Origin of the sequence: Acinetobacter sp. COS3 (assembly GCF_000475335.1) — a bacterium.
Lineage (GTDB): Bacteria > Pseudomonadota > Gammaproteobacteria > Pseudomonadales > Moraxellaceae > Acinetobacter > Acinetobacter venetianus.
On record NZ_AXCD01000025.1, the window covers coordinates 20,610 to 33,473 of the forward strand.

At 40.4% G+C, this 12,864-nt stretch carries 8 protein-coding genes; 3 read left to right on the forward strand and 5 right to left on the reverse strand.

Going from position 1 to position 12,864, the window contains the following annotated elements:
* Window positions 1-256 precede the first annotated feature (256 nt).
* On the forward strand, window positions 257-1,588 hold the full coding sequence (locus IO68_RS26955) for a D-serine ammonia-lyase (RefSeq protein WP_023013585.1): 1,332 nt from the start codon (window positions 257-259) through the stop codon (window positions 1,586-1,588).
* A gap of 6 nt (window positions 1,589-1,594) precedes the next feature.
* Here IO68_RS26955 and IO68_RS26960 read toward each other — a convergent pair whose 3' ends face one another.
* The 5 genes from IO68_RS26960 to IO68_RS26980 form a co-directional block, all read right to left on the reverse strand.
* The gene (locus tag IO68_RS26960; RefSeq protein WP_023013586.1) at window positions 1,595-2,221 is read right to left on the reverse strand and encodes a molybdenum cofactor guanylyltransferase; all 627 of its coding nucleotides are present in this window, start codon (window positions 2,219-2,221) and stop codon (window positions 1,595-1,597) included.
* Window positions 2,218-4,998, reverse strand: coding sequence for a nitrate reductase (locus tag IO68_RS26965; protein ID WP_023013587.1), 2,781 nt, complete (start codon window positions 4,996-4,998; stop codon window positions 2,218-2,220). The genes IO68_RS26960 and IO68_RS26965 overlap by 4 nt, the downstream gene beginning before the upstream one ends.
* 85 nt (window positions 4,999-5,083) lie before the next feature.
* Window positions 5,084-6,703 (reverse strand): nitrite reductase small subunit NirD, encoded by a 1,620-nt coding sequence (gene nirD / locus IO68_RS26970; protein WP_019384359.1) that lies wholly within the window; start codon window positions 6,701-6,703, stop codon window positions 5,084-5,086.
* Window positions 6,704-6,714: 11 nt separating this feature from the next.
* Window positions 6,715-9,261 (reverse strand): nitrite reductase large subunit NirB, encoded by a 2,547-nt coding sequence (gene nirB / locus IO68_RS26975; protein ID WP_007482290.1) that lies wholly within the window; start codon window positions 9,259-9,261, stop codon window positions 6,715-6,717.
* A gap of 27 nt (window positions 9,262-9,288) precedes the next feature.
* Window positions 9,289-10,641 carry an MFS transporter gene (locus IO68_RS26980; RefSeq protein ID WP_023013588.1) on the reverse strand — a complete coding sequence of 451 codons (1,353 nt, stop codon included), beginning with the start codon at window positions 10,639-10,641 and terminating at the stop codon, window positions 9,289-9,291.
* A gap of 519 nt (window positions 10,642-11,160) precedes the next feature.
* On the opposite strand from IO68_RS26980, the gene IO68_RS26985 reads away from it, so the two are divergent.
* Both IO68_RS26985 and IO68_RS26990 read left to right on the forward strand, forming a co-directional pair.
* A complete protein-coding gene (locus IO68_RS26985; RefSeq protein WP_004879286.1) occupies window positions 11,161-11,751 on the forward strand; it encodes an ANTAR domain-containing response regulator in 591 nt (196 codons plus the stop codon).
* A complete protein-coding gene (locus IO68_RS26990) occupies window positions 11,752-12,789 on the forward strand; it encodes an ABC transporter substrate-binding protein (protein WP_023013589.1) in 1,038 nt (345 codons plus the stop codon).
* Window positions 12,790-12,864 lie beyond the last annotated feature (75 nt).

Consider the following 12,864-nt stretch of genomic DNA (forward strand, 5'->3'; position numbering starts at 1 on the left):
GAAAATAAGAAGCACAATGTTAAACATATTAGTTCCAAAATAGAACTTATAAATTTAAAGGTCAATAGCTCTTATCAGAAATTCATAAAAACAATGTATCAATCAAAAATGCACTTCATACAAAATAAGCGCTTTTAAAACGTGAAAAATCACTATTCTTGGTTTAATCTCAAGGATATTGAAAAAAGGCTTTGAAAGAACAAAACTCCTTCAAGCTTACATCACTATTGGTTAAATAAATTTCAAGAGAAAATGAATGGATTCAAAGCAAATTCAAGACCTTATTAATCAGCATCCTATCGTCAAAGATTTGATTGAACTCAAAGAAACTGTTTGGTTTAATCCTGAATTCACAACACTGGCTGAAGGCTTACCATTTGTTGGTCTAGCCAAAAAAGATATTGATGATGCACGAGATCGTTTAGCACGCTTTGCACCCTACTTGATGGCTGTATTCCCAGAAACGAGTACGACAAATGGCATTATCGAATCAGAACTGACTGCCATTCCAAATATGCAAAAATATCTAAAACAGCATTTTAATCAAAACATTCAAGGTACTTTATGGCTAAAAAAAGATAGCCATTTACCCATCTCAGGATCAATCAAAGCACGTGGTGGCATTTATGAAGTGCTTTATCACGCAGAACAGCTTGCACTAAAAGCAAATCTACTCAATCTGAATGATGATTATTCAAAACTGAATAGTGATGAGTTTAGAACCTTCTTTAGTCAATACAGCATCGCTGTTGGTTCTACTGGTAATCTTGGGCTGTCCATCGGAATTATGAGTGCAAAATTGGGCTTCGATGTCACCGTTCATATGTCTGCTGATGCACGCCAATGGAAAAAAGACAAATTACGCTCACATGGTGTCACTGTTGTGGAATACCAGCAGGACTATGGCATAGCTGTACAAGAAGGTCGAAAAGCGGCATTAAAAAATCCAAATTGCTTTTTTATCGATGATGAAAATTCAAAAACATTGTTTTTAGGTTATGCCGTTGCTGGTGAGCGTTTAAAACAACAATTGACTCAACAAGGAGCCATTGTTGATCAAACACACCCTCTATTTGTTTACTTACCTTGTGGCGTTGGTGGTGGGCCTGGTGGCGTTGCTTTTGGTTTGAAAATGGCTTTTGGAGATAACGTTCATTGTATTTTTGCAGAACCCACTCATTCACCGTGCATGTTACTCGGCGTAGCAACAGGTCTACATGATGAAATTTCAGTTCAAGATATCGGTATTGACAATGTCACAGCTGCGGACGGATTAGCTGTAGGTCGTGCATCAGGTTTTGTTGGTCGAGCAATGCAACGGTTATTGGATGGTTTTTATACATTGGATGACCAAACCATGTACAACCTGCTTGGGATGCTCAATCAGTCTGAAAGTTTAAAGCTAGAACCTTCTGCTTTGGCTGGAATGCTTGGCCCAGTTCTGGTTCATTCACATTCAGACTATATTGATTTACATCAATTTACTGAGCAACAACTTCAGAATGCAAATCATATTGTTTGGGGTACTGGCGGTGGGATGGTACCAGTAGAGGAAATGCAAAAATACCTTAGCAAAGCTTCTGCATAATCTCAATTAAGGACTAAATATCTGTTTAAATGCTTTCATTTGACGATATTGTTGCAACTCATCCAAAGAGTTAATACTGTGGCAAAACAAGCTTTGTTTTTGGAATGCCACAGTTTGCGCATGCAACTGCTTGAAACAATCACGCAAACTGAGTTTATTCACTGCAATTTGTTGTTCTAAAACAGCAAGACTTTCCCTTTTTAACAGACAAAATGGATAAAGTGCATCACCATTCATAGAAACGTAAACTGCCGCTGCTTGCGGGTTTTTCTCTAACATCCGATGCAATTTAGTCAAAACTTGCTTCGGAATATAAGTGACATCACATGGTATAAACAGCGCGTGATCCGCTTGTACATGTGACCAAGCACTTTTCATTCCCATTAACGGGCCAAAGAAACCATTTTGATCATCAGAAAAACACTGAATATCAGGTTCTATGCTTTTATAAATCGAATTGTCTCTATGACTATTCACCCAAATATGTTGGACTTCTGGTTTGAACCTTTGACAAATTTTGGAGAGCTGAATCTGATCATCAAACTGCTGCAATAGTTTGTTCATCCCATTCATACGACGTGCTTGCCCTCCCGCCAAGATCACCAGATCTGTAGCGGGAAAATCGGTATTCATGCCTCAGCCTCCACTTGACAGGTTTTAATCAAACCACGAATTTCGGGTAAACATGAACCACAATTTCCTCCTGCTTTTAGACATGCAGTCACTTGTTTCTCATGTGTCATATTTTGCGTTTTAATTGCTTCAATAATTTTGTTTTTTCCAACTTTAAAGCAACTACAAACCAATGGACCATCATTATTGGTTGCAGACATTGGCATGCCTGCAAGCAAAGCTTTGCGATGCAAGGCACTCAAGCGTTCACGTTTAAATAAACTTGCGACCCAATCACGATCAGGCAACATATCGGATGGCGCAATATAGAGGCTCGCAATCAAAATGCCATCTTTCAGAATCACACTATGGCTCATCTGAGCAGAAATATCCTCAATACTCAACCATTCATAGGTTTCATCAATAAAGGGTAAAAAACTTTTCAGGTTTTTCTGCGTTTCATCAAAGTGATGACGATCAGCAATTTCATAACGTAAAGCTTTAGCAATTTTTACTTTAGCCCACCAAGCACAGCTATTCAGTGAAGCTTTAATATGATGCTCAAAACCATCACGAACATAGAGTACACCTTGCCAAGTCGTATGGAACGGTTGAATCGCAACAGGTGTGTGTTTGAATTCAGGTTCACCCGAAATGGCATCGACCACTGGATTGACCACTTTGCCAATTCTAGCATCTGAAGCGACTTGCTCAGTCCAATGAATCGGTGCAAAAATTTGACCACGGCGCACACCTTGCGCCAACGTCACCCGTAGCACGCAACTGCCCCATTCTGAACGCACTTCAACGAGTGCTTTGTCACGTATACCAAATTTTAAAGCATCATTTGGATGGATTTCACAAAATGGTTCTGCACGATGTGTGGTTAAGTTTGCTGATAATCCTGTACGGGTCATGGTATGCCACTGATCACGAATACGACCTGTATTGAGAATAAGCGGATAATCTTCCGAAATCGAATGAACAGGATCAATCGCAACTGTTGGAATCAATTTCGCCTTGCTATTTTTATGACTAAAACGACCTTGATCAAAAAGTTGCTCAACAGCAATACTTTGTCCTTTTTCCCATACAGGCCACTGTGTCGGTTGCAATTGGTCGTAGGCTTCAACTGATAATTCAGTTAAACCTTTTAAATTAAAATAGCGAAAATTTTCAACTTGATCACGCTGATCAAGGCTTGCATTTTGAAACGCCGACAAAGCTGCATGTTCATTAAAAATGTCACATGCATGATTAAAGTCAAAGCCTGTAAATCCCAGTTTTTTCGCAACTGCAGAAACTGCCCACCAATCCGCTTTGGCTTGTTTCGGTGAATCTAAAAAGGCACGTTGACGTGAAATACGGCGTTCAGAATTGGTCACCGTGCCATCTTTCTCCCCCCAACCAAGTGCTGGTAACAACACGTCGGCATACGCTGTGGTATCAGTTTCAGCACAGATATCTGAAACAACCACAAACTCGCATTGGTCTAAGGCACGTTTCACTTGATCTGCATCTGGCAAACTCACCACAGGATTGGTTGCCATAATCCAAATGGCTTTAATTTTGCCACTTTCAACTGCCTTGAATAAATCGACCGCTTTCAATCCTGCTTGTGTGGCAATGGTGGGACTTTGCCAAAAATCTTGCACAAGGTTTTGATGCGATGGGTTTTCCAAATCCATATGTGCCGCAAGCATATTGGCTAAGCCACCAACCTCACGTCCACCCATGGCATTCGGTTGGCCTGTCATTGAGAATGGCGCTGCGCCTAACTTACCAATTTTTCCCGTGAGTAAATGGCAATTAATAATGCTGTTTGCTTTATTGACCCCTTGAGAAGATTGATTCACGCCCATCGAAAATAGCGTGACTACTTTTTCTGTTTCAGCAAACTTCTCAAAAAACAGTTGTAATTTTTCAGCTGAAATCCCTGTACGTTTTACAATACTGTCGAAATCTTGTTCGGTCGCGCTTGCGTCTAATAGTGCTTCTAAACCTTCTGTATAGGATTCAACAAAATGATGATCAACATGATCGTTCTGATACAAGTGCTGCAACAAACCATTAAATAAAACAACGTCTTGCCCAGGTAAAATTGGCAAATGCAAATCAGCTTGTTCACAAGTACTGGTAAAACGTGGGTCAACAACCACAACAAATAAATCTGGATTTTTATTTTTAGCCTGCATAATGCGTTGGTACAATACAGGATGACACCATGCTGTATTAGAACCAACTAAGACCACCATGTCGGCATATTCAAAATCTTCATAGCTGGCTGGAACGATATCTTCGCCAAAAGCACGCTTATGCGCTGCAACTGCAGAAGACATACATAAGCGTGAATTGGTATCAATATTGGCAGTGCCTAAATATCCTTTAACAAACTTATTGACCACATAATAATCTTCAGTGAGCAACTGCCCAGAGACATAGAAGGCAACGCTATCACGACCATATTGATCAATACATGCTTGAAATTGTGTCGCAATTTTTTCCACCGCAGCATCCCAAGTGGTTGCTTCACGATGATTTTTACGTCCAAACATTGGACTCAATACGCGTGTTTCTAAACCCAAAGTATCGGCTAAACGACTGCCTTTAATGCAAAGTCGACCAAAATTAGATGGATGTTCGGCATCACCAGACACTTGAACCGTTGTGCCATGTGCTTTATGTTGCACCTCAACATTGACACCACATCCCACGCCACAATAGGGACAAGTCGTTTTTGTAATGATTTTTTCTATATGATCGGAGCGACTGTGTTCTAAATTTTGAATACTGTTCATGACTGCCCCTCTACCTATTTTCATCTCTGACTGCGTTTCGTATTCGATTTCAGTTTAGGGGATGACTCCCCTAAACCAAAGATGACTAACCTGCTTTTTTCATTGCAAAATCTTTACCAAACAACAATTTATTTCTAAAACCTGAAATCGGTGTTTGATCAGCAATCAGATCGGCATACCACATACCATCTTCTGTATCACCAAATAGCACCGCACCGATCACATGATCTTTCTGAATGATAATTCGTTTGTAAATTTGACGTTTTTCATCGTTCAAAATGATGTCTTCATAATCTTCTTTCGGCTCAAAATTTCCTGCCGAGAACACATCCACACCACTGACTTTTAACTGTGTCGGTACGGTTGGAGACTTGAACGTCAAGCTGCCATGCTCTGCAAGATGTGTTGCGCAGATAAATGCTTGTCCCCACAATGGTTCAACCAAACCAAAAGTTTGATTACGGTGTTCAATACATTCACCAACCGCGTAGATACTTGGGTCAAAAGTTTGCATGGTGTCATTGACTAAAATACCACGGTTACAGCGTAAGCCTGCACTTTGTGCTAATGCAATATTTGGACGAATACCCACCGCAAACACCACTAAATCAGCGTCTAGTACCGTACCGTCTTTCAAACGCACTTGGCTGACATGACCATCTTTACCGATCAAAGCTTCAGTATTCGCTTCAGTCATGATTTTAATGCCTTTTTGCTCAATGCTATGACGTAACATGCCACTCGCACGGCTATCAAGCTGACGTTCCATAATGCGATCCATCAGATGCAATACAGTCACGTTCATACCACGTTGTACCAAACCATACGCTGCTTCGAGACCAAGTAAACCTCCACCAATCACCACTGCATTTTTCTTGCTTTGGCTATACTCGATCATGGTATTGACATCGTAAATATCACGGAAGCTAATCACACCTTTTAAATCCACGCCTTGGACTGGAGGAATAAATGGTGATGAACCTGTTGCAATAATCAAGCGATCATAATCAACACTTTCACCTTTCTCTGTATGTACAATCTTACGGGTACGGTCAATTTTCACCGCAGGATCATCCGCAATAAATTTGATTCCTTTATCGCTATACCATGCATGTGGATGCAACATAATGTCATCAATGGTTTTTTCACCTGAAAGCACTGGTGACAACATGATTCGATTGTAATTACCCCATGGTTCTTCACCAATCACGGTCACTTCATAACGATCAGGTGCCATATCTAACAAGTCTTCAAGACAGCGCATACCTGCTAAACCATTGCCAATCAACACCAGTTTTAATTTATCTTGTGATGTTCCATTATTGGTGATGTAAGTCTTTTGTGGTGTCGGGTTGACCCACACACGACCATTTTCAATTTTGGTCGGGAACACTAAAAGTTTTTGATCTTTATCTTCCAAACAACGCCCAGTTGCTAGACTGAAATGCTGTTTATAAATCGGTGACGCAATCACGCGCTCACCCTGTAGATCACCAATAATACCGCGAGCCATAACATTCGCTTGGCTGAATGGATCTTTATTACTCAATGCGTAGATACGGTTTTCATTTCCAACACGGAATAAAGCAACGGATTGCCCTTCAATCAAAGCACCGACACCTGTATTCGGTGTAATATCGCTCAAATGGCATACATCTACCCACTGATCATTTGGAAGCATATTCATATCTTTTAAATTGGTCATTTTGATTCTCCTTATGCTTCAACCATTGGGATACGATCAACTGAACGTTCAGCTTCATTTAATGGACGAATTTGATCACGTACTTCTGTAAATTGAATGTATGGATCGGCTTGTTGTTCTGCACTTGCATTGATATAAGTTTGGAAACGTTTACGGATCTCAGGATTTTCAACGGCAGTACGCCATTCATCTTGATATGTTCCAATCACGTGAGACATACGATTTTCAAGTTCTTCAGCAAGTCCTAGAGAATCTTCAACAATCACCGCTTTGAGATAATCTAAGCCACCTTCCATATTGTCACGCCATACGCTGGTACGTTGTAAACGATCTGCGGTTTGAATGTAGAACATAAAGAAACGGTCGATATAGCGAATCAAAGTTTGAGTATCCAAGTCAGAAGCCAAAAGCTCTGCATGACGCGGTTTCATACCACCATTACCGCAGACATATAAATTCCAACCTTTTTCAGTTGCAATCACACCAACATCTTTACCTTGTGCTTCAGCACACTCACGTGTACAGCCTGACACCGCCATTTTCAATTTATGAGGTGAACGTAAGCCCTTATAACGATTTTCTAATTCAATCGCTAAACCAACAGAATCATCCACACCATAACGACACCACGTACTACCGACACATGATTTCACCGTACGTAATGATTTACCGTAAGCATGACCAGACTCAAAGCCAGCGGCATTTAACTCTTCCCAAATAAATGGTAATTCATGTAGTTGCGCACCGAATAAATCGACACGTTGACCACCTGTAATTTTGGTGTATAAGTTATATTTTTTGGCAATTTGCCCAACAGCAATCAAGCCATCTGGTGTGACTTCACCACCCGCCATACGCGGAACAACTGAATAAGAACCATCTTTTTGAATATTCCCCAAGTAGTAGTCGTTACTGTCTTGTAGGCCCGCGTGGCTTGGTTCTAATACAAAGTCATTCCAGCATGATGCTAAAATATTGGCAGTCATTGGCTTACAAATATCACAACCTAGACCATGACCATGTTGTTGAATCAAATCATCAAATGTTTTGATTTCATTGACACGTACTAAGTGATAAATCTCTTGACGTGAATATGGGAAATGCTCACACACATGGTTATTAACGGTTACACCTTGACGTTGTAACTCAGATTTTAAAACTTGTGTCACCAACGGCGCACAACCACCACATGCTGTTGCAGCTTTAGTACATTTCTTTAAAGCACCGAGTGAAGTTGAACCATCACAAATCGCTTGGCAAATATCCGCTTTAGATACGTTATTACATGAGCAAATCGTTGCACTGTCTGGAAGTAAATCAACGCCACTACCGCCTGCTTTCGCACCAGAATCAGCAAAGCCTGGCATGATCAAGCTTTCAGGTGTTTCAGGCAGTGCCAAACCATTCAACATCATTTGCAAAAGGTCGTTATATTCTTTCGCATCACCAACCAGTACAGCACCTAACAGTTTCGTCTTATCAGCATCAACAACAATTTTCTTATAAACCAATGCATCTTCATCAGCAAAGAAATAGCTTAATGAGTTTGGTGTCATACCGTGCGCATCACCAACCGAAGCTACATCTACGCCCATTAACTTCAATTTAGTGCTCATATCGGCACCCGCGAAGCTATGTGTTTCTTCGGCAAGGATATGTTTTGCTGCGATACGGGCCATGTCATAACCCGGCGCAACTAAACCATAAATTTTATTATCCCAAAGCGCACATTCACCAATGGCATACACGTTGTCATTTGAAGTTTGGCAATAATCATTGATTTTAATACCACCGCGCTCACCAATTGCTAAGCCGCTAGAACGTGCCAACTCATCACGTGGACGAATACCTGCTGAGAATAAAATCACATCAGTTTCAAGTTCACTGCCATCAGCAAACTTCATCACATGCGTTGCTTCACTACCTGCCTCAATCGATGAAGTCGCTTTTTGAGTGTGAACTTTAACACCTAGATTTTCGATTTTTCGGCGTAAAACTTTACCACCTAGATCATCGATTTGGACAGCCATTAAACGCGGTGCAAACTCAACCACATGTGTTTCTAAGTTTAAATCACGTAATGCTTTTGCTGCTTCTAGACCGAGCAAACCACCACCGATTACCACACCTGTTTTAGCATTCAAACTCGCTTCGCGAATTGCGTCTAAATCTTCAATGGTACGATATACAAAACAGTTTTCGCGATCATTACCATCAATTGGAGGAACGAAAGCATAAGAGCCTGTTGCTAAAACCAACTTATCGTAACTAATCACATCACCCATGCTGGTAGTGATCGTTTGATCTGCTGTATCAATGGCAATCGCTTTTGTATTTAGTCTTAAATCAATGCCATGTGCATCCGCGAAATCGAAACGAGCAAGTGACAAATCTTTTGCTGATTTACCAGAGAAGTATTCAGTTAAATGTACACGATCGTATGCGATACGTGGTTCTTCAGCGAGAATTGTGATTTCTAATTCATCATCAGCTTTTTCTAAGATGGCTTCGATGAATTTATGCCCCACCATACCGTGACCAATCATCACTAATTTCATTGTGTTTCTCCTAAAATCTAATCTGGGTTAAGCTGCGCTGTTTTGTTCTGTACCACGTTCCAACACTGCTTGTTCGAATAAGCGTTGTTCTTTTTCTTTATGCTCTACCGAAAATCGGATCAGCATGACAGAACTCGCTGCTACCACCACCAAGCCACCTAAAACCATTAAACAAGTTTGAATATCGAGCATTCCTTTCAATAAGAAACCTGCTGCAACTGCACCCACGTTTCCACCTGCACCGATAATGCCTGCTACACCACCAAGTGCTTCACGATCAATAAAAGGAACCAATGCATAGGTTGCACCACATGCCATATGGGTAAACAGTGCAAATACGGTCATGCTCAAGATTGCAAGTGCTGCGCTATTCATATGAGAGAACAGCATGAGGAATAAGCCTTCGCCTAAAATGAGAAGGAATAGAACTTTAGTACGTCCATCCAAACCTTTTTTAAGTGCGACTCTATCTGAAAAGATACCGCCAAGCGCGCGAGCAAATAGTGCAAGTAAACCAAAGATACCCGCCGCTAGACCTGCTTCTTTTAAACCAAAACTGAAATGATCTACGTAGTACATCGCAATAATGTTATGAATAAAAATTTCTATACCGAAGCATGCTGCATAAGAGAAGAAAAGAATCCATACACGGTAGTTACGTGCTGCATGCATCAAAATTGCAAGACCGCCTTTTTTGTCGCTACCCACCACCACACCTTGGGCACGAAGCTCTTTGTAATCACCTTGAGGGCAGTCTTGAGTAAATTTCCAGTAAAGTACACCGACAATCAGCATCATCACACCCGGTACAAGCAGTGCAATTCTCCAACCCATCGCTTGCTCAACACCAAACATCACCAATGCAGAAAGCAATAGCGGCATAATCGCTTGTGTCGCACCACCACCCGCATTACCCCAACCTGCTGACGCAGCATTTGCAGTGCCCACAACATTTGGGGCAAACATGACACTGGTATGATATTGAGTAATTACGAAGCTCGCGCCAATTGCGCCGATGAGTAAACGGAAGAATAAGAACGACTCGTAGCTATTCGCTGCTGCAACACCAAAGACAGGAATACTGCCAATCAGTAATAAAGCGGTATACGTTTTACGTGGGCCATATTTGTCACACAGCGGTCCAACAATCAAACGAACAAGAATCGTGATCGCAACTGCTGCAATATTGATATTCGCGATTTGATCTTTGGTTAAATGAAATTCACCTGCAATGACTGGCATCAACGGTGCGCAAGCAAACCAAGCAAAGAAACAAACAAAGAATGCAAGCCAACTGAGGTGAAACGCTCGCATCGCTGGTGCGGAAAAGCTAAAGAGCTTAATTGATGTGGCTTTTTTCGCCGATAAATCTAAAGACATTGCCATCTCCCATACTGAACGTATACTGCTTTGTTGACACATCAAGCTGTGTTAACAAACCGATCAGATCGGACATCGTTGGCCGTCTTACAATTTTAAAAAGTCGTCTTTGACTGAGATTAAATAAGCAAGTATTATGCCAACTCATGATTGGTTTTTAATTAAAAAATTAAATTATTGTTTTTATTATATTTTAATACTATATCATGGTTTCTATAAATCCTAAAATATGCTTTAACATCATGCACTATAAATAATGACCTGTTTTATTGCATCCTCATCTATGCTTCAAAAAAACTCTTTTTTTGCACCATAAAGATACAAAATCCATCTTTTAAGGATTCCAACATCGATTTTCATTTCATCATCACAAAAGCAGCGATACAATAAAGCGCATAAACAACAAGTCTATAAAGGAATTGCACCGAATAAGAATTTCTTTATGGCACTAATATTGCTTCAAAAACAATGCTTACGGCACATTCATGTGCTCATATCTATAGATTGACCTTTATACTTATGCCGAAACTCAAAATCGCACTCATTGACGATGATCAGGCTCGAGCGGAATACATTAAGACCAGTTTAATTCAACATGACTTTGATGTAGTTGCTTGCTTTACACTCGATCACCTGAATATTTTTAAATTAGAACATCTTCAAGCAGACGTAATTCTGCTTGATATGGATCACCCACATCGTGATGTCATTGAAAGCTGTGTGAGTAACTTTGACTTACCTACTGTTCTCTTCACCAAAAACACAGATAAAGACACCATCAAACAAGCTGTCGATGCGGGGATCACAGCCTATATTGTTGATGGTATCGACCCAAGTCGCTTACATACCATTTTGGATATTTCTATTGAACAATTTAAAAAGCACAAGAAACTCGAATGTGATCTCAGAGATGCAAAAACTAAACTTGCAGATCGTAAAGATGTTGAAAAAGCCAAAGTTCTACTCATGCAATTGCATGGATTGACTGAAGACACTGCATTCCAGTTACTACGAAAAAATGCAATGAGTCATCGTATGACGATTGGTGAAATGGCACGTCGCCTGCTTGATGCCCAAGAATTGTTAAATAATCAAATAAAGGATGAATAGATGAGCCATTCAGTTGAATTAGGAAACTTAGAAAAAACCGAATTGCAACTTGGTTATATTCCTTTGCTTGATTGTGCCGCGTTATTGTGGGCAAAACATCGAGGCTTTTTCCAAGAAGTTGGGCTAGAGGTCACATTAGTCAAAGAAGCATCATGGGCAAGTCTCCGTGACCGTCTTGCCTTTGGCTTATTAGATGCTGCACATTGTTTATCCGCAATGTTACCTGCTGCTGCAATCGGTGCAGATCAAATTGGCATCCCTTTACAGACACCTTTGGTTTTAAGTGAAAACCGTGCATTTATTAGCTTAAGTCAAAAACTATGTTTTGAACTCGACATACAAAAGCAAGACTCTGCACAAGTTACTGCAAACAAATTGGTTGGTTATATCAAACAGCAAAATCCAGTGTCTTTAGCGCATGTATTCAAACATTCGATCCATCATTATTGTTTGAGAGAATGGTTAGCTCTCGCTGATACAAAGCTTGCCCATACGATCAAAGTGAAAACCTTACCACCTCCGTATATGGTTGAAGCACTGAGTAATCATTTAATTGATGGCTTTTGTGTAGGAGAACCTTGGAATACTCAAGCTGAGTTACAAGGTCTCAGCCATATCGTTTGTTCAAGTCAACAAGTTGCGCCAAATGTCGCTGATAAAGTACTTGCTGTGACTCAAGAATGGGCTGCGCAGAATCCAAATACACTCATTGCATTAAGCAGCGCCATTTTGAAAGCTCAACGAGAACTTCAAGTCTTAGAGGATTTCAGTCCTGTTTGGGAGCTTTTGACTGAGTTCGATGTCATACAATTCAATTGCTCAGCTGATGTACATGTTGAAAAGTTTTATACCATCCAAAATATCATTCGGAATTTTGTGCAAAATACGGCTGAGCCTAAAACCAATGATTTCGAATGGCTTTTTCAACAAATGCAAAAGTGGAACAGTTCAAATGACCGAGCAGCATCCTATGAAATTCAAGCATCTAGTTGTCTTTTGCTAGATACTTACACTGCTGCACTTTCAATGACAAAATAAAAAAAGCTGTCTTTGTAAAAGACAGCTCAAAAATCAAGAATGACGTGCATTCATCATCAACAAGTCCTGAGTAAT